Annotated in this window: 29 protein-coding genes; 18 read left to right on the forward strand and 11 right to left on the reverse strand. The window is 69.3% G+C overall.

Features of this window, described 5'->3' with window-relative positions:
• Positions 1 to 143: 143 nt before the first annotated feature.
• Together FHR38_RS16775 and FHR38_RS16780 are read left to right on the forward strand one after the other, a co-directional pair.
• Positions 144 to 602: a winged helix-turn-helix domain-containing protein gene (locus tag FHR38_RS16775; protein ID WP_184539770.1), complete on the forward strand. Its 459-nt coding sequence runs from the start codon at positions 144 to 146 to the stop codon at positions 600 to 602.
• A gap of 29 nt (positions 603 to 631) precedes the next feature.
• Positions 632 to 1,603 (forward strand): hypothetical protein, encoded by a 972-nt coding sequence (locus FHR38_RS16780; RefSeq protein ID WP_184535560.1) that lies wholly within the window; start codon positions 632 to 634, stop codon positions 1,601 to 1,603.
• A 114-nt stretch (positions 1,604 to 1,717) separates the two neighbouring features.
• On the opposite strand, the gene FHR38_RS16785 is transcribed toward FHR38_RS16780, so the two are convergent.
• The gene (locus FHR38_RS16785; protein WP_184535561.1) at positions 1,718 to 2,092 is read right to left on the reverse strand and encodes a DsrE family protein; all 375 of its coding nucleotides are present in this window, start codon (positions 2,090 to 2,092) and stop codon (positions 1,718 to 1,720) included.
• Positions 2,093 to 2,106: 14 nt separating this feature from the next.
• Between FHR38_RS16785 and mtfM the strand changes: the two genes are divergently transcribed.
• Both mtfM and FHR38_RS16790 read left to right on the forward strand, forming a co-directional pair.
• Positions 2,107 to 2,211, forward strand: coding sequence for a small membrane protein MtfM (gene mtfM, locus FHR38_RS32865; protein ID WP_275412949.1), 105 nt, complete (start codon positions 2,107 to 2,109; stop codon positions 2,209 to 2,211).
• A gap of 180 nt (positions 2,212 to 2,391) precedes the next feature.
• The gene (locus FHR38_RS16790; RefSeq protein ID WP_184535562.1) at positions 2,392 to 2,991 is read left to right on the forward strand and encodes a heme-binding beta-barrel domain-containing protein; all 600 of its coding nucleotides are present in this window, start codon (positions 2,392 to 2,394) and stop codon (positions 2,989 to 2,991) included.
• Between the two features lie 133 nt (positions 2,992 to 3,124).
• Here the strand turns inward: FHR38_RS16790 and FHR38_RS16795 are convergent, their stop codons facing one another.
• Entirely contained in the window at positions 3,125 to 3,982 is an 858-nt protein-coding gene (locus tag FHR38_RS16795) for an NmrA/HSCARG family protein (RefSeq protein ID WP_184535563.1), read from the reverse strand.
• Positions 3,983 to 4,079: 97 nt separating this feature from the next.
• Here FHR38_RS16795 and FHR38_RS16800 point away from each other — a divergent pair, with 97 nt between their 5' ends.
• Positions 4,080 to 4,670, forward strand: coding sequence for a TetR/AcrR family transcriptional regulator (locus tag FHR38_RS16800; RefSeq protein WP_221449056.1), 591 nt, complete (start codon positions 4,080 to 4,082; stop codon positions 4,668 to 4,670).
• Between the two features lie 33 nt (positions 4,671 to 4,703).
• Here the strand turns inward: FHR38_RS16800 and FHR38_RS16805 are convergent, their stop codons facing one another.
• Positions 4,704 to 5,600 carry an aminotransferase class IV gene (locus tag FHR38_RS16805; protein ID WP_184535564.1) on the reverse strand — a complete coding sequence of 299 codons (897 nt, stop codon included), beginning with the start codon at positions 5,598 to 5,600 and terminating at the stop codon, positions 4,704 to 4,706.
• A 238-nt stretch (positions 5,601 to 5,838) separates the two neighbouring features.
• Here FHR38_RS16805 and FHR38_RS16810 point away from each other — a divergent pair, with 238 nt between their 5' ends.
• Positions 5,839 to 6,264 carry a hemerythrin domain-containing protein gene (locus FHR38_RS16810; RefSeq protein WP_221449057.1) on the forward strand — a complete coding sequence of 142 codons (426 nt, stop codon included), beginning with the start codon at positions 5,839 to 5,841 and terminating at the stop codon, positions 6,262 to 6,264.
• Positions 6,265 to 6,333: 69 nt separating this feature from the next.
• Here the strand turns inward: FHR38_RS16810 and FHR38_RS16815 are convergent, their stop codons facing one another.
• Positions 6,334 to 7,377 (reverse strand): helix-turn-helix transcriptional regulator, encoded by a 1,044-nt coding sequence (locus FHR38_RS16815; protein WP_184535566.1) that lies wholly within the window; start codon positions 7,375 to 7,377, stop codon positions 6,334 to 6,336.
• 97 nt (positions 7,378 to 7,474) lie between these two features.
• Between FHR38_RS16815 and FHR38_RS16820 the strand changes: the two genes are divergently transcribed.
• The 4 genes from FHR38_RS16820 to FHR38_RS16835 are packed head-to-tail and all read left to right on the forward strand — an operon-like array spanning position 7,475 to position 10,548.
• Complete coding sequence (locus FHR38_RS16820) at positions 7,475 to 8,050, forward strand: DinB family protein (RefSeq protein WP_184535567.1); 576 nt, start codon at positions 7,475 to 7,477, stop codon at positions 8,048 to 8,050.
• A gap of 56 nt (positions 8,051 to 8,106) precedes the next feature.
• On the forward strand, positions 8,107 to 8,529 hold the full coding sequence (locus FHR38_RS16825) for a Fur family transcriptional regulator (protein WP_184535568.1): 423 nt from the start codon (positions 8,107 to 8,109) through the stop codon (positions 8,527 to 8,529).
• Positions 8,526 to 9,653, forward strand: coding sequence for a CAF17-like 4Fe-4S cluster assembly/insertion protein YgfZ (gene ygfZ / locus FHR38_RS16830; protein WP_184535569.1), 1,128 nt, complete (start codon positions 8,526 to 8,528; stop codon positions 9,651 to 9,653). Before FHR38_RS16825 ends, ygfZ begins: the two co-directional genes overlap by 4 nt.
• Before the next feature lie 55 nt (positions 9,654 to 9,708).
• Positions 9,709 to 10,548, forward strand: coding sequence for a beta-keto acid cleavage family enzyme (locus tag FHR38_RS16835; protein ID WP_184535570.1), 840 nt, complete (start codon positions 9,709 to 9,711; stop codon positions 10,546 to 10,548).
• Positions 10,549 to 10,572: 24 nt separating this feature from the next.
• Here the strand turns inward: FHR38_RS16835 and FHR38_RS16840 are convergent, their stop codons facing one another.
• Entirely contained in the window at positions 10,573 to 11,505 is a 933-nt protein-coding gene (locus tag FHR38_RS16840; protein ID WP_184535571.1) for an alpha/beta fold hydrolase, read from the reverse strand.
• 159 nt (positions 11,506 to 11,664) lie between these two features.
• On the opposite strand from FHR38_RS16840, the gene FHR38_RS16845 reads away from it, so the two are divergent.
• Both FHR38_RS16845 and FHR38_RS16850 read left to right on the forward strand, forming a co-directional pair.
• Positions 11,665 to 12,645 (forward strand): TetR/AcrR family transcriptional regulator C-terminal domain-containing protein, encoded by a 981-nt coding sequence (locus FHR38_RS16845; RefSeq protein ID WP_184539774.1) that lies wholly within the window; start codon positions 11,665 to 11,667, stop codon positions 12,643 to 12,645.
• 85 nt (positions 12,646 to 12,730) lie between these two features.
• Positions 12,731 to 13,705: an asparaginase gene (locus FHR38_RS16850; protein WP_184535572.1), complete on the forward strand. Its 975-nt coding sequence runs from the start codon at positions 12,731 to 12,733 to the stop codon at positions 13,703 to 13,705.
• A 108-nt stretch (positions 13,706 to 13,813) separates the two neighbouring features.
• On the opposite strand, the gene FHR38_RS16855 is transcribed toward FHR38_RS16850, so the two are convergent.
• On the reverse strand, positions 13,814 to 14,620 hold the full coding sequence (locus FHR38_RS16855; protein ID WP_312882211.1) for an alpha/beta fold hydrolase: 807 nt from the start codon (positions 14,618 to 14,620) through the stop codon (positions 13,814 to 13,816).
• 139 nt (positions 14,621 to 14,759) lie between these two features.
• Between FHR38_RS16855 and FHR38_RS16860 the strand changes: the two genes are divergently transcribed.
• From FHR38_RS16860 to FHR38_RS16875, 4 genes are all read left to right on the forward strand, one after another.
• Positions 14,760 to 15,356: a helix-turn-helix domain-containing protein gene (locus FHR38_RS16860; protein WP_184535574.1), complete on the forward strand. Its 597-nt coding sequence runs from the start codon at positions 14,760 to 14,762 to the stop codon at positions 15,354 to 15,356.
• Positions 15,353 to 16,099 carry a hypothetical protein gene (locus FHR38_RS16865; RefSeq protein WP_184535575.1) on the forward strand — a complete coding sequence of 249 codons (747 nt, stop codon included), beginning with the start codon at positions 15,353 to 15,355 and terminating at the stop codon, positions 16,097 to 16,099. The genes FHR38_RS16860 and FHR38_RS16865 overlap by 4 nt, the downstream gene beginning before the upstream one ends.
• Before the next feature lie 91 nt (positions 16,100 to 16,190).
• Positions 16,191 to 16,505 carry a DUF2516 family protein gene (locus FHR38_RS16870; protein ID WP_184535576.1) on the forward strand — a complete coding sequence of 105 codons (315 nt, stop codon included), beginning with the start codon at positions 16,191 to 16,193 and terminating at the stop codon, positions 16,503 to 16,505.
• Complete coding sequence (locus FHR38_RS16875; protein WP_184535577.1) at positions 16,502 to 17,389, forward strand: alpha/beta fold hydrolase; 888 nt, start codon at positions 16,502 to 16,504, stop codon at positions 17,387 to 17,389. The genes FHR38_RS16870 and FHR38_RS16875 overlap by 4 nt, the downstream gene beginning before the upstream one ends.
• Positions 17,390 to 17,401: 12 nt before the next feature.
• Here the strand turns inward: FHR38_RS16875 and FHR38_RS16880 are convergent, their stop codons facing one another.
• Both FHR38_RS16880 and FHR38_RS16885 read right to left on the reverse strand, forming a co-directional pair.
• On the reverse strand, positions 17,402 to 18,085 hold the full coding sequence (locus FHR38_RS16880) for a nucleotidyltransferase domain-containing protein (protein ID WP_184535578.1): 684 nt from the start codon (positions 18,083 to 18,085) through the stop codon (positions 17,402 to 17,404).
• 24 nt (positions 18,086 to 18,109) lie between these two features.
• Entirely contained in the window at positions 18,110 to 18,919 is an 810-nt protein-coding gene (locus FHR38_RS16885) for a methyltransferase domain-containing protein (protein ID WP_184535579.1), read from the reverse strand.
• A gap of 152 nt (positions 18,920 to 19,071) precedes the next feature.
• Between FHR38_RS16885 and FHR38_RS16890 the strand changes: the two genes are divergently transcribed.
• Positions 19,072 to 20,010 carry an SDR family oxidoreductase gene (locus tag FHR38_RS16890; RefSeq protein ID WP_184539776.1) on the forward strand — a complete coding sequence of 313 codons (939 nt, stop codon included), beginning with the start codon at positions 19,072 to 19,074 and terminating at the stop codon, positions 20,008 to 20,010.
• 58 nt (positions 20,011 to 20,068) lie between these two features.
• On the opposite strand, the gene FHR38_RS16895 is transcribed toward FHR38_RS16890, so the two are convergent.
• A complete protein-coding gene (locus FHR38_RS16895) occupies positions 20,069 to 21,037 on the reverse strand; it encodes a helix-turn-helix transcriptional regulator (RefSeq protein WP_184535580.1) in 969 nt (322 codons plus the stop codon).
• 53 nt (positions 21,038 to 21,090) lie between these two features.
• Here FHR38_RS16895 and FHR38_RS16900 point away from each other — a divergent pair, with 53 nt between their 5' ends.
• Entirely contained in the window at positions 21,091 to 21,903 is an 813-nt protein-coding gene (locus FHR38_RS16900; RefSeq protein ID WP_376771414.1) for an EI24 domain-containing protein, read from the forward strand.
• Positions 21,904 to 21,905: 2 nt separating this feature from the next.
• On the opposite strand, the gene FHR38_RS16905 is transcribed toward FHR38_RS16900, so the two are convergent.
• On the reverse strand, positions 21,906 to 22,781 hold the full coding sequence (locus FHR38_RS16905) for an alpha/beta fold hydrolase (protein WP_312882214.1): 876 nt from the start codon (positions 22,779 to 22,781) through the stop codon (positions 21,906 to 21,908).
• Between the two features lie 30 nt (positions 22,782 to 22,811).
• Positions 22,812 to 23,171 carry a hypothetical protein gene (locus FHR38_RS16910; RefSeq protein WP_184535581.1) on the reverse strand — a complete coding sequence of 120 codons (360 nt, stop codon included), beginning with the start codon at positions 23,169 to 23,171 and terminating at the stop codon, positions 22,812 to 22,814.
• Positions 23,172 to 23,209 lie beyond the last annotated feature (38 nt).

Below are 23,209 nucleotides of genomic sequence, written 5' to 3' on the forward strand. Positions count from 1 at the left end.
GCCGATCAGTATCCGATCAGTAACTGGGCGTAATTCGGGCCGCTGTCGGAAATTGGTCCGCATCGCTGTTGACTACCTTGATCTAAAGGCGTTGGCTTGTGCTCACTGGCAACGGGGGGAGGGCGCGGGTGACCACTGTCGAGATGCCGCTCGTCGTCTGCGTGTCGAACGACGCCAAGGTGCGCGAGCGGGTCGTACAACGGTTGAACGACTTTGGGCCGGTCCTGATCTGTGCTGACCTGTCCGAGTTGCGCGCCATGCTGTTCCCGCTCAAACCGGACGGGACGCGCTCGCCATCCGCACCGGTGAGTCTCGGCGAACTCTCGGTCGACCCGGCCGACCATCTCGTCACCTGGCGCGGCGAGCCCCTGGCCCTGACCCGGTTGGAGCGCGAACTACTCGCCCGGCTGGCCAGCCCACCGGTCGGTGTCTGGACGTACGAGCGGCTCTTCGGTTCGGTCTGGGGCGGTGCCTACCTCGGTGACACGGCGATTCTGCACTCCGCGGTGAAGCGGCTACGCCGCAAGCTGCGCGCCGTCGAGGACGGGCCGCAGGTGCACACCGTACGAGGGGTTGGCTATCGGCTCGCCCTCGCGCGCTGACCGCTTCCGGTACGTGTCACCATGGCGGCGTGACCGAGCCCAATGAGCGAGCCGGCCAGCCGGGTCAGGACCCACCGCCACCCCCACCGATCGCCGGTCCGCCGGTTCAGCCGGCTCAATCGTGGCCGGCTGGTCAGGGGGCGCAGGTCGATCCCCCGGTTCAGCCGTGGGTGGGCGATCACCCGGCGACGCCGCCGAACCGGAAGCGGCGGACCTGGCTGATCGCCGCCGTTGCCGCCTGGGCCGCGCTGCTGCTCGTGGTCACCTACCTCTCCGTACGCTGGGACGAGCCCACCGTGCGCGAGCAGCGCGACATCGCGCAGGCCGTCCCGGTCGTCAACCGGGCGCTCGGGGAACTCGTCGTAGCCGCCGGCCCGGACGTCGCCGTCGAACTCTCCGCCCCCCGCCTGACGCAGGGGTGCCGGCTCAGTCTGATCCGTGATGGCGCGACCCTGGAGCGGGACGTCGTCTTCCGTACCGTCGAAGCGCAGGAGCGGGCGCTGATCAGCCGGATCGCCCAGGGACTGCCCAAGGACTATCGCGCCCGGAGCCGGACAAGCCTGGGCACCCTACGGGCCGACGCGGGCGAGTTCGTCGGCATCAAGGGCGGCCTGACCGACCCGGGCACGGTCAAGCTGACCACGAGCACCGGATGTCGCCCCATGCCGGCCGGATATGCCATTGCCGATCCGTTGATAGGGCTACGGATCGACGACGAGCCGGGCCGGGTGCTCGTCGCGCTCGGGGTGTCGGAGCATGGCCCGGTCGACCGGACGAGTGTGCCGTGTCCGGGCAGCGGCTGGGTGCACACCGCCCGAGCTGTCGGCCGGGGAGCGGTGTCGAAACCGCTGGACGTGACGCTGCGCCCGGTGGCCGACGCCGTCGTGGTCGTCGACCAGACCGACCGGTACGCCTACCGCAGCGGGTCGCGCAGTGTCGTGGTGGAGGCGCTCGACGGCGAGATTCGGGTGGCGGTCACCGAGTCGGGCTGCGCCGTCTAGGTTTCTCGCCGCAGACCTTGGATCATCGCGGCCCACCCCGGGGCCACAAACGTCCAAGATCTGTGCGGCGGAACCGTTACCGGCAGCGGACGGGTTGGTGGCGGCCGAGATTAGTCAGTAGATGAGGGCCTGGACGCCGTCGGCCAGTGACTCCTCGACGAACACCGCTGCCCCGGCGATGCGTACGCCGGGCAGCAGGTCGGATTCGGTGATCTCGCGGCGGGCGGCGCACTGGGTGCAGACGGTCACCCGACCGCTGGTGAGGATCACGTGCAGCAGCTCCGCCAACGGTGCCGAATGTGGTAACTCGAACTCGGCGGCCCGGCCGGGCAATCCGAACCAGGAAGACTCGCCGGTCAGCCACAGGGAGACATCCACCCCGGAGGCGATCGCGGTGGCGGCGACGGTGAACGCCTGCGCGCAGCGCTCGGGGGAGTCCGTGCCAGCGGTGACCTTGATGACGAGAGAGCGTGCCATGCCGGCCAGCATAGGATGATCTGACGATGGTTACCGAGATTGGGTTCGTCAGCCTGCTGGTGGCAGGCTTCGGCGTGCTCGCCGGCGGCCTGGTCTATCTGGCGGTACGTGTGTCACGGGGCCGTTGGTGAGCGCGAGGAGTGAGCGAGCGCAGCGAGCGAGCCCCGCAGTTGCGAACGGATGGTTTGTTGGTGAGCGCGAGGAGTGAGCGAGCGCAGCGAGCGAGCCCCGCAGTTGCGAACGGATGGTTTGTTGGTGAGCGCGAGGAGTGAGCGTAGCGAGCCTCGCAGTCGCGAACGGAAGGTTTGTTGGTGAGTACGAGTCCGCAAGAGAACCCGTTGCAGCCGCCGTGGCTTAACGCGCCGCCGGTCGACCCGTACCCGTTCGAGGAGACCCACGATCTGCGGGTCGGTCCGGATCTGCACCCGGCTCTGCTGGGTCTGCTGCCGTATATCGGGGTGTGGCGGGGGCGTGGCCGGGGCGGCTACCCGACCATCGAGGACTTCGACTACGCGCAGGAGATCCGGATCAGCCACGACGGACGGCCGTTCCTGCTCTACGAGTCGCGGTCCTGGCTGCTGGACGAGCAGAGTCAGCCGATCCGGCAGTCGGCCCGGGAGGTCGGCTGGTGGCGACCGGTGATGAACGGCGACCGGGCTACCGACGATCTTGAGGCGATGATGACCAGCCCGACCGGCATCATGGAGCTTTACCTGGGCAAACTGACCGGCACTCGGGTCGAGTTGGCCACCGACGCGGTGGTGCGTACGGGCACCGCCAAGGAGGTCACCGGCGGGCATCGGCTCTTCGGCATCGTGGAGGGCGCGCTGCTCTACGCCCAGGAGATGGCCGCCATGGGGCACAGTCTTGCCCCGCATCTGTCCGCCCGGCTCATCCGCGTCGGCGGCTGACCAGACGGTGGCTGAAGATTCCGGCTCAGACGGTGGCTGAAGATTCCGGCTCAGACGGTGGCTGGAAACTTCGGCTCAGACGGTGACGGGCAGTCCGGCCGGGGCAGTGTGCCCCCGACCGGGCTGCCGGAAGTCAGAACAGCGTCTCGATCCGGGCTGCGCCGCCACGCTCCAGCCAGGTGGGGAAGTCGAGCAGGCCGGGGTGCTGCTTCCGTAGTGCGGGAATGTCCGCCCGCCAGAGGCCCTGCTCGCCAGTGAACTCCGCGACGATCGCGTCGCTGAGTCCCACTTCGGCAGCGGTGGCCTGTCGATAGGTGAGCGTCCGGTTCAGCGTCCGACCGATCAACGTGACCGTCTCGGTCGGGGTCAGTTCGTCGCCGGCCAGTTCGATCGCCTGCCCGAGATGGCGATGAGGGTCGGCGAAGGCCAGAGCGGCGAAGACACCGATGTCGTCGGCGGCGATGAGCTGCACCGGCGTGTCTGGTCCGAAGAGATGGACGAGGACACCGTCCACGATTCCGCCGAATGGTAGGCCTGGAATCGTGTGGTTCTCCATGAACCGGGCTGGCCGGAGCATCGTCGCGGGCAGCCCGACGGCGCGGATGTGTTCCTCGATCGCCCACTTGCTGCGGTAGACGGGGACGCTGCTGCGCTCGGCCGCTCCGACCGAGGCGAAGACGAAGTGTTCGACGTTGGCCGCCGCAGCGGCGTCGACCAGGTTTCGGCCTCGACGTACCTCCTGATCTGGGTCGGCGTTGTCGGGCGTGACACCGAAAACGCCGTACGTTCCGGCCACGGCGGCGTGGAGGGAGTCCGGGGCGTCCAGGTCGCCGAGAGCCAGCTCGGCCCCGGCTCGGCTCAGTTCCCGGGCGGCGGGGGCGTCTGGATCGCGTACAAGGGCACGCACTCGCCAGCCGTCGGCGAGCAGGTGACGGGCGGTGGCGCCGCCCTGTCGTCCGGTCGCGCCGGACACCAAGATGATCTTGCTCATGTGGCCCCTCTCGATCGGCGATGACCAGCCTCAAGCGATAAGATGAGGCGGCCTCCGAAATATAGTGAGGGTGCCTCCGTTTAGCAAGGAGACGTGAATGGCCACAGGCGGGACGCCAGCGCCGCAGCGGCAGATGCGGGCCGACGCTCGGCGCAACTACGAACGTCTGCTCGACGAAGCCCGGGCGGCCTTTGCCGAGCAGGGCGTCGGGACGTCACTTGAGGAGATTGCCCGGCGGGCCGAGGTGGCGATCGGCACGCTCTACCGGCATTTCCCGACCCGTCACGCCTTGCTGGAGGCCATACTGCGCGACAGCATGACCGGGCTCAGCGACCGGGCCCGGGAACTGCTCGACCATCCCTCCCCGGCGGCGGCCCTGACCCTCTGGTCCCGCGCCGCCCTGATCCACATCACCGTCTACCGTGACCTGGCCCCCACCCTGATGAGCAGCTTCGATGACGAGACGTCGCCGCTCCACTCCGGTTGCCAGGCGCTCGTCGCAGCCGGTGAGCAACTACTCGACCGAGCCCGGCAGGCGGGTGTCGTCCGTGCCGATGCCCAGGCGACAGACCTGTTTGCCCTGCTGAACGCCGTTGCCTGGGTCAGCGACCAGGTCCCCGATGAGCAGGCAGATCGACTGTTGTCCTTCGTCGTCGACGGGCTCCGGCCGCGGCAGGACCAGGCGTAGCCGAGCACCCCACCCGCGTCGCCGTGGCCAGCGTCACATGAGCCGAGTGGTGACCCCGGCGGGCCCGGTCTGGAAGTCCGAGACGGCGAAACCGAGCAGTTCCCGTAGGGCAGTCGTGTGCGGTGAGGCAGGCAGCGACATCCCGTCCAGGGCGCGTACCTCGGCCAGGCCCCGTACCGACGAGGTGAACCACACCCCGCCGATCGCTTCGCGGAGTTCGGCCGGCGTGACGAGCCGTTCGGCAGTGGAGAAGCCCAACTCGCCGGCGTGGGCCAGCAGCCAGCAGGCCGTCACACCGGGCAGGATTCCGGTGGAATCGGCCGGTACGGTGCACAGCGTGTCGCCGTCCAGCCAGACCACGCTCGCCGACGGGCCCTCCAGGGCGTAGCCCTCGGTGGAGGTCCACAGCACGTCGTCCACGTCGTTGGCGACCGCCCAACGTCGGGTGGCGGCGCTGACCCCGTACGAGATGGACTTGACCCCGGCCAGCAGCCAGGACGTACCGGCGCGGACGTTGGCAGCGACCCCCAGCGGCAGCGTGGCGACGGTGATGCCGGCCTGGCGGGCCCGGCGGATCGCCGGCGACACTTCGGTGAGCGTGGTGAAGACGGTAGCTGGTCCGCCACCCTCCGGCCCTCGGGTGCAGACCAGTCGCAGTGCACCCTCGGTGTCGGCCGGCCAGGCGGCGCAGGTCGCCTCGATCAGGTCGGTCAGTTCGGTGGTGTCGGGCAGCAGCAGGTCGAGGGTTTCGGCGGAGTGGGCCAACCGGGTCAGGTGCTCGTCGCGCAGCCACGGCTGACCGGCCCGGACATGCATGGTTTCGAAGAGTCCGTCGCCGTGTAGGACCCCGAGGTCGTCGGCGCGTACCACCGGCTGGTCGGCCGGGACGACACCCCGGCCCAGGACGGCGACGATCTGACGGCTCGACACGAGAACTGAGACTAACGAAACGGGTACGGCGTAGCCCGGAACTTCCGCAGTAGGTGCACCGGTTGGGGCCCGGCACGCTTCGTTGTATCCTCGGCGGCAGCGTCGCGTACCGGTGGCAGGCCGTGCCAGGTATGGAGGCGCCGAATCGAAGGGAATACGACGATGATGATCGTTGTCCCTTCGCCCTCCACCTGTGCGTGAGGGCGAGAAGCCCAGGCTGGTGGCCTGGAGCCGAGAAATGCGCAACGTCCATGACCGACTTCGCGCAGCGTTGGCGGTGACTCGGCAGGCCCTGGCAGATGGGGAGCCGGCGGAGCCAGCGACCAGAGACCTGCTGCTGTTCTGTCACGGGTTCTGCACCGCGTTGACCGCCCACCATCAGGGCGAGGACCGTGACCTGTTTCCTGCCATCGCAGCGCAGCACCCCGAACTGCGAGAAACGCTGCGCTACCTGCAACAGGACCATTCGATGATCGCGCACCTGCTGGCCGGGCTGAAGGCTGCCGTGGCCCGGACCGCCTCGGCAGCCGAGCTGGATCAGCATCTGGAGGGCCTGGCCGCGATCATGGAGTCGCACTTCAGCTACGAGGAGCGTCGACTCCTGACAGTGCTAGAGACGCTGGCCCTGGACGCGGACCCCGACGCCGTGCTGGGCCCGCTGTGACCGCCGGGCGCAGGGTGGTGCGCAAGCTTCACTCGGCTGGTACCGGGTCAGTCAGCCGGGCGGCTGCGGTCAGTCGGCCCGGCTGGTATCGGTTGCCGTGCGGGTACCATCGTCACCTTCGGCCTGGCTGGTACCGGTTTCCGTACGGGCATTGTCACCTTCGGCCCGGGTGAATCGGGCTCCCCAGTCGTGGACCTGGTGGAGCAGTTCAGGCGGGCTGATGACCTGGAAGTCGGCGCGAAGCGTGCCCAGTGCCAGGATCACCCAGTCCAGCGAGTCGGTGGTGAGGTTCACCCGGCAGTGCTCGGCATCGACCTCCTCGATCCTGCTCCAGTTGCCGATCCGCTCCTGCACACGCGCCGCTGGGGCGTTGACCAGGACCTCCACCCGGTATGACCGGGGCAGGCTGTCGAGGCGGGCGCGGACGAAGGCTGCGGCGTCGGTGGCGGGCAGGTCACGGGGGCGGAACCGGAACCCGGTGCCCTGCGGCGTGGTGAGCCGGTCGACTCGGAAGCTGCGCCAGTCGTGCCGGGTGAGGTCGTAGGCGACCAGGTACCAGCGGCGACCGAGCCACACCAGTCGATGTGGCTCGATGTGCCGGTCGCTGTGTCGGCCGTCGGCGGCGGTGTAGGAGAAGCGGAGCTGCTCACCGTCCCGGCAGGCGAGCGCGACCGCAGTGAGCACCGCCGGCTCGACACCGGCCCTGGCCGGGCCGTTCCAGGTGACGGGCTCGGTCATCGCGCGCAGCGCTTCGACGCGACGGCGCAGCCGGGCTGGCATTACCTGCACTACCTTGGCCAGCACCCGTACCGACGACTCGGCGATCCCCTCCACCGCGCTCTGGGCGGCGACCTGTAGGCCAATCGCCAGGGCGACCGCCTCCTCGTCGTCGATCACCAACGGTGGTAGTGCCGCCCCGGCGGCGAGCTGATAGCCGCCATCCACACCACGTTGGGTCTGGACCGGATAGCCCAGCCCGCGCAGCCGGTCGATGTCCCGACGCAGGGTACGGGCCGAGACGCCCAGCCGCTCAGCCAACTCGCGGCCCGGCCAGTAGCGCCGGGCCTGGAGTAGGGACAGCAGCCGGAGAGTTCGGGTGCTGGTGTTCGCCATGTTCTTATTCTGGTTCGCGATTCAGGTCAGAAAGTGGCCGCTACGGTCCCTAGCGTGGGTATCGATCGATGGAACACAACCGGAAGGCAGCGAACCCATGACCGTCAACGAGTTGACCACTGACGACAACACCGACGCGCCAACCGTGCACACCACCGCCGATGTCACCGGCGAGCACGCTGACCTGTTGGCGATGCTGGCCCAGTATCGACACTTCCTGCGCTTCACCACCCGAGACCTCACCGACGAGCAGGCCGGGCAGCGCACCACCGTCAGTGCGCTGTGCCTGGGTGGCCTGATCAAGCACGTTGCCGCCGTCGAGCGGAACTGGGTCGGCTTCATCCTGGATGGTCCAGCATCGATGGGCAACCTTGACGACATGACCGAGGCCGACTGGGCCCAGCGGGCCGACGAGTTCCGGATGCTGCCCGGTGAGACGCTGGCCGGGGTGCTGGCCGACTATGCCGACACGGCCCGTCGCACCGACGAACTGGTGGCCAGCCTGCCCGATCTGGGCGCCACGCAGCCGCTGCCGGAAGCCCCGTGGTTCGAGGCCGGTGCGCGGTGGTCGACCCGGCGGGTGTTGATGCACATCGTTGCCGAGACCGCGCAGCACGCCGGCCACGCCGACATCATCCGTGAGTCCCTTGACGGGGCCAAGACCATGGGCTGACAGCGGCCCGGCCAGGGCACGTCGCGACTCGGCTACCACGGCCTAGTATTGGTTCGGTGTCGGACTCATCCCTGGCTGAGATGCTGCGCTCCCGCGGGCTGCGGCTGACGGCTCAGCGGCAACTGATCCTCGAAGCCGTTCTCGACCTGAAGCACGCCACCCCGGAGCAGGTGCACAACGCGGTCCGCGAGGTCGCCGCCGGTGTGAACATCACCACGATCTACCGCACCCTGGAATTGCTGGAGCGGCTCGGTCTGGTTACCCATACACACCTGTCGCATGGGTCGCCGACCTATCACGCGGCCGGGCCGGACCAGCACGTCCATCTCGTCTGCCGCAACTGTGGGGCGGTGGAGGAGATAGAGCCGGAGCTGCTAGGCCCGCTCGCCGACCAGTTGGTCGACCAGCGTGGGTTCCTGGTCGACATCGGGCACGTCTCGTTGTTCGGTGTGTGCGGCAAGTGCGGGGAGCAGAAATGATCGAAATCGCGGGTGCGGTAGCAGTCGAGGCGATCGACGAGGAATCCCGGGACCAGCCCGAACCGGCGCACGCCGCTGCCGGCGTGGCCGGGGTGGCAGCCCACTACGGCGACCCGATGCGGGAACAGCGGATCCTCGCCACCGATGTGGGCCTGGTCGACCGGTCGCACCGGGGCGTACTGGCAGTGCCGGGCGTGGAGCGGGCGAGCTGGCTGCACACGGTGACCACCCAGCACCTTGCCGAGCTGGCCGACGGGCAGGGCACCGAACTGCTGGTGCTCTCCCCGCACGGGCACGTCGAGCAGCACGCCATGGTCGCCGAGGTCGACGACGCCGTCTGGCTGGACACCGAGCCGGGCGGCACCACCGACCTGCTGGCCTACCTGGAGAAGATGCGGTTCTTCAGCCAGGTCGATCCGCGTGACGTGACTGCCGACTGGGCGGTGCTCTCCCTGGTCGGGCCGGGTGCCGTCCGGGCGGCGGGCACGCTCGGCGTGGTCGATCTGGCCGAGCCGGACGTCGTCGAGGTGCCGGGTCCGAAGTTCGCCGCCGGGTCGGTGCCCCGCCGCCCCACCATCCGGTACGACGTACGACCGCTGCCCGGTGGCGGTTGGGCCCGTCGGGTCCGGCTCGGGGTCGACCTGCTGGTGCCCCGGGCCGACCTGGCCAAGGTGGTGGGCGAGTTGACCGACGCCGGGGTTCCGCTGGCCGGACTCTGGGCGTACGAGGCGATGCGGGTGGCCGCCCGGCTGCCCCGGGCCGGCTTCGAGACCGACCATCGCACCATTCCGGCCGAGGTGGACCTGATCGGGCCGGCAGTGCACCTGGACAAGGGCTGCTATCGCGGCCAGGAGACGGTGGCCCGGGTACACAACCTCGGCCGTCCGCCCCGACGACTCGTACTGCTGCACCTGGACGGGGTGACCACCGACGAGCTGCCGGCGGTCGGCGTGCCGGTCACCACCGACGACGGCCGTACGGTGGGCTTTGTCGGTACGGCGGTGCGCCACTTCGAGTGGGGGCCGATCGCGTTGGCAGTGGTCAAGCGCAACGTGGCCGACGACGCCCGGTTGCTGGTCGGGGAGAGCGCGGCAGCCATCGATCCGGCTATCGATCCAGCCTGAACTGGCGTTCAGTGGGGCTGACCGGACCGGCCGGGCAGCGTCTAGGATCGCCGACATGACGACAGGGACGTTGATCACGGTTGCTCCGACCGGCGCGGAGTCCACGAAGGCGGACGTACCAGCGTTGCCGGTGACCCTCGACGAGCTGGTGGTGACCGCCAAGGAGTGCGAGGCGCTCGGTGCCGCCGTGATCCACGTCCACATCCGGGACGACGAGGCGCGGCCGACCCTGGACCTGGGTCGGCTGCGGGAGACCGTGGCGGCACTGCGGGACAGCACCGACCTGATCGTGCAGCTCTCCAGCGGTGGTGCGGTGACCGACCCGGAGTCCGACCGGCTGGCCGTGCTCGACGCCGCGCCGGACATGGCTTCCTGCACCATGGGCACGGTCAACTTCGGTGACGACGTCTTCATGAACCGGTGGGAGTTCATCGTCGACCTGCACACCCGGATGCAGGAGCGGGGTGTCGTCCCCGAGTACGAGATCTTCGACCTGGGGCAGCTCACCTCGTTGCAGCGGCTGCTCAGCAAACACGGGTTGCCAGCCGGTGGGCACGTACACGTGGATTTCGTGATGAATGTCCCCGGCGGCCTGCCCGGTACGACGGAGGCCCTGGTCGCCTGCCGGCAGGCCCTGCGTGACCTGCCGGACGGTACGACGTTCTCGGCCACCGGCATCGGCCGGAGCACCATCCCGGTGCTGCTGGCCTCCCTCTCCGCCGGTGGTCACCTGCGGGTCGGTATGGAGGACACGATCACCTACGCCAAGGGTCGGCCGGTCGAGTCGAACATGCAGTTGGTCGCCCGGGCGGTCGGGTTCGCCCAGCTGGCCCAGCGCACCCCGCTGACGCCAGCGGAGGCCCGCGAGCTGCTGGGCATCCCGACCGCCGGGTAGGCGCGGCACCACCTGCCTACGCCGTCACGCCGTTCGCCTTGGCGCACCTTCGCGGCACGCGGCCAGCGCCTCGGTCAGCCAGGGGCGCAGCACCGGTAGGACACTGGCGGGCTGCATGGCCTGGGTGTGGTCGAGCCCGTCCAACACCTGGACCGTCCAGCCGTACGCTTCGATCTCCGCCCGGTGTCGGACGAGCGGGCCAGCCAGGTCGACGCGGACGTCTCCCCAGTTCTCGTCGTACTGGATGATGTCGGCGGAACCCGCGAAGCACAGCCGTGGGCAGGTGAGCCGAGCCTGGGCGGTGCGGTCGTCGAAGCCCTGTAGTGCCTGGTAGAGCGTGACGAACTGCCTGGTCTGCGCCTCGTTCAACGTCATCTCGACGGTGGACCAGTCCGGTTGGTCGGTCGAGGTGTCGGTGGTCGGGTCGGCTGTTCCTGCCGGTGCCGTTGCCGGGGTGGGCGTCGGCTCGGCCGATGCTGGCTTGTGCCGGGCTGCGATCGACATTTCGTAGGTGGTCATGGTGACCCGCAGCATTTCGGCATACGGCCCGTGTAGTGGTGGAAAGCCGCCCATCACCAGCGCGGAGAGCCGGTCGGTGCGCAGCGCCAGTTGCAGCCCGCTCAACGCCAGCCAGGAGTAGCCGTAGTAGGCGAACTGCTGGGCGTCGACCGCGTCGGCGACGGCGAGGAGGTCGCTCGCGAGGTTGTCGGGGGTCAGGGTGTCTGGTTTCGGGTTGGCCAGGACGTGTCCCTCGTAGTCGAACGCCACCACCCGGAAGTCGTTCCGCAGGCCGTCGATGAGTGTCCGCCCGAGGGCGGGATCCATGCCCCACCTGCGTAGTTCGTCGGCCCGGGAACCCTCGGCGGGATGCGGGTTCACCGGTAGGAGCAGGGTGGGGCCGGTGCCGTCGACCGTCAGGTCGATGACCGCCCCGTCGTGCAGTTCCGCTTCGGCCATCTTGTCTTCTCTCTTCTCTGTCGACGTCAACCTCGACGTTTGTGTCGGTGTCGGTGTCGGTGTTTGTGTCGGTACCGGCACGGCACCGGCACGCCATCTCCGTATCGGATAAAGTAATGCGTAAGGCAAGATAGCTTATATCGTAAGGAGTTGCCAGGAATGGTCGTCTACGCCGGGCAGAACGATCCCGCCTGGTCGATGTCCCGACTGTGGCGTTCGGCTCCTGCGGAGCGCTCCCGACCCGCGCCTGGGCCCAAACCCGGGCTGAGCCTGGAGGTGATCGTGGCCGCCGCCATCGACGTCGCCGACCGGGACGGCCTGGTCGGACTCTCCATGAAGGCGGTGGGGCAGCGGCTCGGCCGGACCGCGATGGCGCTGTACACCTACGTGCCCGGAAAGAACGAACTGATCGACCTGATGCACGACGCGGTGCACGCCGAACTGCCCGACGACTACGACCTCGGCGCGGGCTGGCGGGCGGCGACCACGACCTGGGCGCGTCAGCTACTGGCATTCCACCTGCGGCATCCGTGGACATTGCAGGTGTCGTATGCCCGGCCGGTGCTCGGCCCGTACGAGCAGAACGTCGTCGAGACCCTGACCCGCATACTTCGCGAGAGCGGACTGCCGGCCCGGACGATCCGACGCGTCAGCGGTGTCCTCCTGCACTTCGTACGCGGCACGGCGCAGACCATCGCCGAGGCGCGGCTCGCTGCTGCGGAGACCGGTACCTCGGATCAGGAATGGTGGTCCGCCCGGTCCGCCCAGTTGGCGGCGGTCGCCCCGGACTTCGCCACTCGTTTTCCGGCCCTGACCTGGCTGGCGAGCCAGGAACAGGCCGAGGGGGCGACGCGCCCCGCCGATGCCGCAGGCGGGTCGGCGGTCGACGGTGCCGGTGCGCCGGTGGTCGACGGTGTGGATCCGCAAGTTGGCGCTGGTGCGCCGGTGGTCGACGGTGTGGATCCGCAAGTTGGCGCTGGTGCGCCGGTGGTCGACGGTGTGGATCCGCAAGTCGGTGCTGCTGACGATTCGGCGATCGATGCGCGGCCGTATCTGGAGCATGAGACGGCGGAGATGTTCGCGACCGGGCTGGCCGTCCTGCTGGATGGGATCGAGGTGACCATCGGCCGGTCCGAATGAATGTCGGCGGCTCGTTCGTGGGGGTAGATCTCACTCCTGAGGGTTCCCTAAGGTCGGTCCGGCTCGGCTCGGTACCGTCCACGTCATGGGAAAGATCTACAGGGGTGGGGTGCCACTCGCCGAGGTGCTGCGCTCCGGTTTCGTGGAGGGCACACACCATGGCTCGGTCGTGGTGCTGGACTCGACCGGAGCGGTGCTGGCTGCGGCCGGCGACATCGAGTCGCCGATCTTCCCGCGTTCGGTCAACAAGCCGATGCAGGCGATCGGCATGCTGCGGTCCGGTCTGCGTCTGGCTGACGCCGCCGACCTCGCTCTGGTCTGCGCCAGCCACCACGGTGAGGACTTCCACCTGACCCGGGTGGAGACGCTGCTGCGCAGCGCCGGCCTGACCGAGGCAGCGCTGCACTGCCCGCCGGCCCTGCCCCTCGGGGAAGCGGCCAAGTTGGCTCTGTACCAGGCTGGCGGCCAGCCGAGCCGGTTACACATGAACTGCTCCGGTAAGCACGCCGGAATGCTCCTGACCTGCCTGGCGGCGGGCTGGCCGACGGAGGGTTACTGGCGTCCGGAGCACCCGTTGCAACAACGGGTACAAGCCGCCGTCGAGCAGTTGGCCGGGGAGGAGACCTCAGCGGTCGGCGTGGACGGCTGCGGTGCTCCGGTGCTGGCGGTCTCGCTGACCGGGCTGGCCGGGGCGTACCTGCGGTTGGTCTCGGCCGCCCCGGGGTCTGCGGAGCGGACCGTGGCGGACGCGATGCGTACCCACCCCCTGCTCGTGGCCGGCACCGGCGCGGAGGACGCCCGCCTGATGACCGGGATACCCGGGTTGCTGGCCAAGAGCGGGGCGGAGAGCGTGATCGCGGCTGCCCTGCCGGGCGTCGGTGCGGTCGCCGTCAAGGTCGATGATGGGGCCATGCGGGGCCGGTTGCCAGCACTGGTCGCCGGCCTGCGCCGGCTGGGCGTACGGGCCCCGGTCCTGGACGAACTGGCCGACGTGGTCCAGCCCGACGGCACCCACATCCTTGGTGCACGGAAGGGCCCCTTCTTATCGCTTTCCGTATAGGAAGGGCCTCTTTCTAACCACGTAGCGCAGGTGGGGTGCGCTGGATCGTGTGGCAGGCACGGGGTGTGCTGATCGTGTGGCAGGCACGGGTGCGCTGACCCGTGCGTGTCACGCCGGCGGCAGGAACGCCAGCAGCGCCTCGTTGACCGGGCCGGGGCGTTCCAGCGGCAGTAGATGCCCCGCATCCGGAACGTCGGGCAGCCGTACCGCACCCGGCACCTCGGTCACGATCTGATCGGCCAGCCGGGAGATGTCCGGGATGTCGGCCGCGCCGGCACCGACCAGCACCGGTACACGGATCTCGCCGAGCCGTCCGATGGCCGGCGGGTCGAGCTGGCGTACCGGCACCTCGGCCAGCGCATGCTCGGCGGCCAGTGCCCGGCGGTTCAGCTCCCGGGCGAAGTCGAGCAGGTCGGCGTCGATGTCCTCCGGCCGGCGGCCCGGACCGACCACCCAGAACCGCACCTCGGCGTCGGCGTTGGCCTCGATGTCGTCGTCGGCGATGTCCCCGTTCAGTGCGTCCCACAGGTCGTCCGCCTCGGCGGACCACTGGTGACCGGAGACGGCGGTGCCGAAGAGGGCGAGGGCCCAGACCCGGTCAGGGTGGGCGAGGGTGGTGTCGATCGCCACCGCCCCGCCGAAGGAACAGCCAACCAGCGCGGCCCTGGGCACTTCCAGCGCGTCGAGCAGCCCGGCCACGTCGTCGTGGTTGGCGAAGGCGGTGCCGGGCGCGTCGGACTCGCCGTATCCGGGAAGGTCCAGGTTGATGACCCGGTGGCGAGCAGCGAGCGCCTCGATCTGCCCGCGCCACATCCGCCGGTCGGCGATGCCGGCATGCAGGAGTACGACGACAGGTCCGTCGCCGCCGGTGTCGTCGTACGAGAGTGCGGTTCCGTTTACTTTGATCTTCGGCACAGGTCGACCGTAGGTAGTCGTGGCGACATATTGCAACAGTTTTACCTGATCGTCCGGTAAGCGCCTTGGAATGATCTGTGTGCTAGCTCTCGCAAGCATTTTGCTTGCAGAAGCTAGCAGTGCGACGTACGGTTGGCACATGGCCAACCCCAAGGATCTCCCTCGCGACATCGGGGGATTCATCCGTGATTTGCGCCGGAACGCCAAGATCTCGTTGCGGCAGCTCGCGGAGCAGGCCGGCGTCAGTAACCCGTACCTGAGTCAGGTCGAGCGGGGGCTGCGAAAGCCAAGCGCTGAGGTGTTGCAGCAGCTCGCCAACGCGCTGCGGGTTTCGACGCCGGTGATGTACCTGCGGGCCGGCCTGCTTGACGACAAGGACGGGCAGGGGGTTCTCGCCGCCATCGCGACCGATCCCGACCTGACCCTGGCGCAGAAACAGTCGCTGAGCCAGATCTACGAGACGTTCCGCCGAGAGAACATTCGGCACCGGGCCGAGGCTGCCGAGCCCAGCGCCGAGGCCGTCAGTCCCGAGGTTACGACCGGCTCGACGGGGCCTGCCGAGCCCACCGCAGCGGCTGGTGGCGCCGCCAGGACCACGGCCGGGATGCCGGTGGACGGCGTACTCGAATCCGTGACGGTCACCGAGACCAGTGCAACCCCGACCCCCCAAACCGAATCCGAGCCGGTGCGCACGGTTGGTGAGACCACGCCGGCACCCGAGGAGGAAAAGCGATGAGCCAGACCCGAATCCCCACCCCGCTCTATGCCGCCGCCGGTGTCGGCGACCTGGCCTACGAGCGGGTACGCCAACTGCCCGAGCTGGTCACCGAACTGACCGCGAAGACCAACGTCACCAGTGCCGAGCTGCGAGAGAAGGCCGCTGCCACCACCGTCGAGCTGCGCGAGAAGGCGGCAGCGACGCTGCGCTCGGCCAACACCGCCGCAGAGGGCCTGCGTACCCGGGCCGCTGCCGGCGAGATCGACCGCAAGTGGCTGCGTACGACCGCGATCCGCAACGCCGCCGTACTGGTCGCTGGCGCGCAGACCGCCCAGGAGCGGGCTCGTGCCGCGTACGACGCGATGGTGACCCGTGGCGAGAGGGTCATCGGATCCGGCGTCGTGCGGGCCGCCGACACAGTCAACGCCGACATGGAGGTCACTGAGCCGGCTGCGGTTACGGCGAACTCAGCCGAGCCCACTGCGGTGACGGCGACCCCGGCCGAAGTGGCCGAGGTGGAGCCGGTTTCGGCTGCCGAGCCAGCGGACGTGTCCGAGTCGGCGGACGTACCGACGGCCGAGCCGAAGTCGGCCCGGAAGCCGGCGGTGAAGGCCACCAAGCGGGTCGCCGCGAAGACGGTGAAGCCAGCGGTGAAGCCAGCGGTGAAGGTGGCCAAGCCGACCGTTTCCAAGACCCCCAAGCCGACCGTGGTGAAGGCGACCAAGCCGGCGGCGAAGGACACCCCACCGGCTGCCGAGTAACCAGCAACGTAGCCCACGAAGTAGCGCCAGTCGGTCGTCCCGGGAGCGGCATGCCAGCCGTACCCGGGACGACCGACATAAGCTTCAGGGCATGGTCTCTGCCGCGCCGCTGTTCTACGCCGATGTCCGGGGCATCATCGATCTGGTGCTGCTCGTCTTCGCCCTCGTCATCGAGAGCGTCGCGTTCGTGCACTGCCTCACCCAGCGGTCCGACGCGTTCCCGGCAATCGGCACACTGCCCAAGGCGGGGTGGCTGGCCATTCTGGGCATCTGCCTTCTCCTGACCCTGCTCGGCTTCGGCGTGATCAGCATCTTCGGTCTGATCGGCATCGCCGCCGGCATGATCTACATGCTCGACGTCCGACCCGGACTGCGGGACCTGAGTGACGGCAAGGGCTACTGGTGAGAGACTTTCGCTGGCCGCCGCCGCCCGATGCCGGCCCTCGGACGTACGGCCCCGGCCCGAGTGCGCCGCGCAGCGGTCGGCCAGCCCTGCCGGAGCCGGAGACCGAACTGGTCGCCACCCCACACGGCGTACGCCTTGAGCGGCTCGTCACCGGCAGCGGCGACCCGGTGACGGTGTTCGCCCACGGCCTGGGCAGTGGCATCGCGACCACCCGACCGCTGGGCAGTGCGGTGCACGGGCGCAAGGTCTTCTTCCAGTTCCGAGGGCACGGGCGGTCCGACGCCCCGACCGGACCGTGGAGCTACCTGGATCTGGCCCGGGACCTGCGGGCCATCGCCGACCTCGGCAGTGCCACCCGGGCCGTGGGGGTCAGCCTCGGTGCCGGCGCCCTGTGCCGGCTGCTGGTGGAGAGCCCGGAGCGCTTCGACCGTCTGGTGTTTTTCCTGCCAGCCGTGCTCGACCAGCCCCGGCCGCCGGCCGTACGGGAGCGGCTGTCCAATCTGCTCGACGCGATCGAGGCCGGGGACGCCTCCGCGCTGGCCGAAGAGGTCTCCTACGAACTGCCGCCAGCGGTGCGTAACACCCCGCCTGGATGGGCGTACCTGCGTCAGCGGTTGGACCAGTTGCTGCGCGACGGGCTCGCCCCGGCGCTGGCCACCCTGCCCGAGCAGGTGCCGGTCCGGGACCGGGCGGCGCTGGCCCGGGTCACCGTTCCGGCGCTGGTGATCGGCTGTGTCGCGGACGACCTGCACCCGGTCCCGGTCGCGGAACAGCTCGCCGCCGCTTTGCCGAACGCCACGCTGCACGTCTACGACAAGCCCGGGGTCCTCTGGACCGAGCGCGCCGACCTGCGTACCCGGATCTCCGACTTCCTGAACGGCTGAGCCCACTGCTTCCTAACTCCTCGGCAGGTGAGCGGCGCGTACGGCCAGCAGCCAGCGTTCCACCGTCGACTCGTCGGGGTGCTCCGGCAGGGGCGTACGGATCGTGTCGAAGTCCCGTTCTGTCTGGGCGAGCAAGTCGCGTGCCTCGGCGAGCTGACCGGCGGCGACCCGTTCGCCGAAGTCCAGGAAGGATCGTGGATCGTCGAGCCGGATCGGCAGGTGGCCGGTGGCGTACAGCTCGCGGCCCTGGTGCAGCAGTCGGGCCAGGTGGCGGGCGTGCTTGGCGGTACGGCGACGGGTGTCGGCCGAGAATGTGCCGTCGCCGCGCGACTCCAGTTTCCGAAACTGCTGGCCGGCATAGCCGAGGTAGGCGGCCCGTACCCGGGGCGCGGACAGGAATGCCGAGCGGATGGCGATCAGCTGGTCACCGAGTTCGGTCCGGGTCTCGTACAGCTCGTCCGGTAGCCAGGCCAGTTCGGTCGCGGTCGGGTTACCGGACAGCGCCAGCCGGCACCACTTGCCGGCCTCGTGATGGGTCACGTCCGGATCGGTGGTGACGATCGACTCCTGCGGCCCGCGCAGCCCGTGGAAGGCGACGGTCGGGGCGGCGAAGATGCCGATCCGGTCGACGTCGGAGTCGGGACCGGCCAAGCCGTACGCGGTGGAGCCGACGATGCCGGCGAGCAGCAGATGCACCCGGCCAGGATGCCGCAGCCGTGGTCAGGTACGACACAGGATTTCGCCGTGCAGGATGACGAACCAGCCGTCCTCCGCGTCGGCCCATTCTTGCCAGCTGGCCGCGATGCGATCGAGGTCGGCCGGGGTGGCCGCGCCGGTCGTCACCAACTGACGGGCCAGGTCGGATTCGCGGATCCGGTCGGCCCACATGCCGCCCCACCAATGTCGGTCCTCGGGCGTGGCGAAGCACCAGGTGCTGGCGGTGGCGGTGACGTCGGTGAACCCGGCGGTGCGGGCCCAGGAGAGTAGCCGGCGTCCGGCGTCCGGCTCGCCCTGGTTGGCGCGGGCGGCCTGCCGGTAGAGGTCGAGCCATTCGTCGAGCGCGGGTACGGCCGGGAACCAGGTGAACGCCGCGTAGTCGCTGTCCCGGGCGGCGACCAGTCCACCGGGGCGGCAGACCCGGCGCATCTCGCCTAGGGCCTGGACCGGGTCGGCGACGTGTTGCAGGACCTGATGCGCGTGGACCACGTCGAAGCTGTCGTCGGGAAAGTGCAGATCGTGTACGTCGGCGAGGGCGAAGTCGATACTCTCCAGGCCACGGGTGGCGGCCTCGGCGCGGGCGAGCCCGAGTGCGGCCTCGACGGGCTCGACGGCGGTGACCCGGCCGGGGGCCACGCGAGTGGCGAGGTCGGCGGTGATGGTGCCGGGGCCACAACCGACATCGAGCAGGGACATGCCGGGGGCGAGGTGGGGCAGAAGGTAGGCGGCGGAGTTTTCCGTCGTACGCCACCGGTGTGAGCGGAGTACGGACTCGTGGTGACCGTGGGTGTAGACGTTCGGGGTCGCCGTCATCCCCTGACCCTAACGCCGCGTCTCGAAATGCGGGAAGATTGTCTCGAAATATGAGACGGAACTAATTGGCCGAGGTGGCTGAGAAAATCAGACACCGGTTGTCAGGTTTTGTTGGCAGGGTCAGCCGCATGACGAAAGACATGGCGAAGGACATGGTGATTGACTCGGCGAAAGACATAACCGGAGCGCTGGCCGGGAAGGTGGCGCTGGTGGCCGGGGCGACCCGGGGGGCCGGCCGGCAGATCGCCGTACAACTGGGGGCGGCGGGTGCGACCGTCTACGCCACCGGACGCAGCACCCGGGAACAGCGCTCCGAGATGGACCGGCCGGAGACGATCGAGGAGACCGCCGAACTGGTCACCGCAGCCGGCGGGGTGGGCATCGCGGTGCCCGTCGACCACCTGGTCCCCGAGCAGGTACGCGCCCTGGTGGAGCGGATCGACGCCGAACAGGGGCGACTGGACGTACTGGTCAACGACATCTGGGGTGCCGATCCACTCATCACCTGGCACAAACCGGTGTGGGAGCAGCCGTTGGAAGCCGGGTTCCGTACCCTGCGACTGGCCATCGACACACACATCATCACCAGCCACTATGCGCTGCCGCTGCTGATCCGCAACCCGGGTGGGTTGGTAGTGGAGATGGGGGACGGCACCACCGAATACAACGCCACCAACTACCGGCTGTCGGTCTTCTACGACCTGGCGAAGACGTCGGTCAACCGGCTGGCCTACAGCCAGGCCCAGGAACTGCGCGAACACGGGGCCACGGCGGTGGCCCTCACGCCGGGGTGGATACGTTCGGAGTTGATGCTCGACCTGTTCGGCGTCACCGAGGAAAACTGGCGGGACGCGACGGTGAACGAGCCGCACTTCGTCATCTCGGAGTCCCCGGCGTTCGTCGGGCGGGCGGTCGCCGCGTTGGCCGCCGATCCGGACAAGGCACGCTGGTCCGGCCAGTCGCTCTCCAGCGCACAACTCGCCAAGGTGTACGGCTTCACCGACCTGGACGGCAGCCAGCCCGACGCCTGGCGTTACATCGTGGAGGTGCAGGACCCCGGCAAGCCGGCCGACGCGACCGGCTACCGCTGACCGGGCTACCGGTTGCCGGCTACCGCTGACCGGCCCGCTCAATTGGCGTACAGGCTGGTTAGTCGGCGTACAGGCTGGTCAGCCGGCGGGCGGCGGCGGCCATCCGGGCGCGTAGCTCCGGCGGGTCGAGTGCCTCCGCCTCCGGGCCGAGCTGGAGCAGTTGGTGGTAGGCGACCTCGATGGACTCGACGGGTAGCCGGGTGGTCACCCACCCCTGCCCGTCGGGCTCGCCAGCCCCCGCGATCGCCTCGGCGACGGCCGGCGGTTCGGTGACCGCCCACAGCGCCCGCAGTCCGGCCGGGCTCAGTCGTACGGTGACCTGATCGGCGAGCATCGTCCGAAGGAAGTCCGCCGCCCGATCCGCCCAGAAGCCCGCCAGGTCGAACGTCTCGTCGCGGACGAAGGTCGACTCCTCGACCTCGACGTCCTGCACCCGGTCGACCCGATAGGTACGGTGACTGTCGCCGACCCGGCCCACGAGATACCAGACACCGCCCTTGAGCACCAGGCCGTACGGCTCCAGTGTCCGGGTCACGGTCCGTTCACCCCGGCGGTAGTCCAGGCGTACGACGCGGTCCTGCCAGACCGCCTCGGCGAGGTCGGCGAGCGACGGTGGCGGATCGGCTTCCCGGAACCAGCCGGGGGCATCGAGATGGAATCGCTGGCCGGCGCGGGCCGAGGCATCCCGCAACCCGGGTGGCAGCGCCGCGAGCACCTTCAGTTGGGCGGCGGCCACCGGCCCAGCCAGTCCCATCTCCCCGGCCGGACCGGGCAGCCCGGACAGGAACAATGCGTCAGCCTCGGCTCGACTCAACCCGGTCAACCTGGTCCGGTAGCCGCCGAGCAGCCGGTAGCCACCGGCCCGGCCCCGGTCGGCGTACACCGGCACCCCGGCGGCCGAGAGCGCCAGCACGTCCCGGTAGACGGTCCGCTCGGAGACTTCCAGTTCGCCGGCCAGTTCGGTGGCGGTCATCGTCTCCCGGGACTGCAACAGGAGCACCAGGGAGATCAGCCGGGCAGCGCGCACCAGGCAATCCTGCCCCGAGGCTCGTTGGCAAGCTGGCAGTAGGCTTCCGGACCGTGGACGTTTCCAGGGTCACCGCACCGGCGATGAGTACGACCAGACAGTTCTTCTCCGGGGTCGGGCTGCTCCTGCGCGGGCTCAAGCTGTACGTCCGCAGCCCCAAGATGATGCTGCTCGGCATCATCCCGGCACTGATCTCCGGCGCGCTGTTCATCGGCGCGTACGTGACCCTGATCTACTTCTCCGGTGACCTGGCCGAGTGGGTCACCCCGTTCGCCGACGACTGGTCGGACGGGGTACGCCAGGCTACCCGCCTGATTGTCGCGATCGCCTTCCTCGCGGTCGGCGGGCTGCTCGCCGTACTCACCTTCACGGCGGTGACGCTGCTGATCGGCGACCCGTTCTACGAGAAGATCTCGGAACAGGTGGAGGCCCGGTACGGTGGCGTGCCGAACGAGGTCGAGCAGCCCTTCTGGCGCTCGCTCGGGCGGAGCATCGTCGACTCGTTGCGACTGGTGGGCCTGTCGGTTCTGATCGGACTGCCGCTCTTCCTCGGTGGGTTCATCCCGGTTGTCGGGCAGATCGTCATTCCGGTCATCGCCGCTGTCTTCGGCGGCTGGATCCTCGCCCTGGAACTGGTGGCGGTCCCGTTCCAGCGGCGCGGGCAGCGGTTGCCCGGCCGGCGGGAGGCGCTACGGGCCAACCGGCCCATCGCGATGGGCTTCGGGGTGGCGGTCTTCTGCTGTTTCCTGATTCCGCTCGGCGCGGTGTTGATCATGCCGGCGGCGGTGGCCGGCGGTGCGCTGCTCGCCCGCCGCTCCCTCGGTCTATCCATTGAGGAAAACGGGTCGGCGGTCTCTCGCGCCTGAACTCATCCGTGCTCGGCGGCCCGCTGCTGCAACGTGGCGAGGATCTGTCGGGCCTGTGTCCAGAGTAGGGAACTACCCTCGGCTGGGAGGAGATGGCGACGGGCGTTTGGCAGCCGGTTCACCAGTGTCTCGCCGAAGTCTGGTGAGTGCACAGGACTGGTGTCGAGTCCGCCGTACCAGAGGTCGACTGGCACGGTGACCTGCTCCACGGGGATCGGCCACGGGCGGATGACGATGGCGAGGTCCCGGGCGTAGCCGCCCGCGCCCTGGCTGAACCCTTCCGTCAGGGCGCGCCGGTAGGCGGACCCGAAGCCGCTCTCGGTGTAGTAGGCGCGGTCCCGCTCGCTGGACATGCCGATCACCATCTCCCACAGGCCATCGGCCGTGGCAAGCTCGGTGAAGCGGCGTTCGAATCTGGCCGGGTCCTGCTGCGCCGCCCGGACCATCCCGGCGACATCTTCGGAAAGCAGATGGGTCACTGTCGCCAGGTCGTCCTGGCCGGCGACCACCGCGACCGCCCGAGCGACCCCAGCCCCGCCGAGGGCGAGCGCGAACGGTGCCCCCTGGGAGAAGCCCACCGTCGTTACCCGGTCCAGCTTGTGCTGCTCGATGAGATGGCGAACGTCCGCGACCCAGGTCTCCAGGGTTTTGCCAGGGCACGGCGAGGAGCGGCTGAGCCCCGGCCGGTCGACGGCGATCAGTCGTAGCCCCAGCTCGGCCAGGGCCTCGGCACCGAAGCCGAGGGAACCGCTCATGCCCGCACCGGTACAGAAGATCACCGGTTGGCCGTCCAGCGGACCCCACTGGGACCAGGCGAGCTGGCGGTCGTCGGGCAAGGTGGTCGTACCGACCAGGTCGGCGGGAACAAGGCTGTCCACGAAGCGACGATATGAGCCTCGGCAACCGATTTACCGGGACGTCATCCAGCGTTGGGCCCGCCCGAGGAGGGCGGCGAAGCCGATCAATGCGGCGTACCACCAGACGTCGCCGTCGCGGGTGGTCAGCTCGCCGTACCGGTTGGCGAGGAAACCGGTGAAGACCAGGGCCGCGACGCCGGCCACGCCGATGGTCGCGCGAAGATCCGGTACGACTGCCGCGTACCCGCCGACGACCACCGCGACTATCAACAGTCGGCCCGGTATGGCATCCCCCGGGAAGACCGCGGCGGCGATGATTGCGGCGACTACGACGATCATGCAGCCACCGGCGAGGCCGATCCCGATCGGCGTACGACTGGTCTCCTGAGCGGCGTCGGTTCCGGTGGACACGTCGATACTTCCTTCACCAGCACTGGCCTCTTCGGTCT

Source organism: Micromonospora polyrhachis, assembly GCF_014203835.1.
Taxonomy (GTDB): domain Bacteria; phylum Actinomycetota; class Actinomycetes; order Mycobacteriales; family Micromonosporaceae; genus Micromonospora_H; species Micromonospora_H polyrhachis.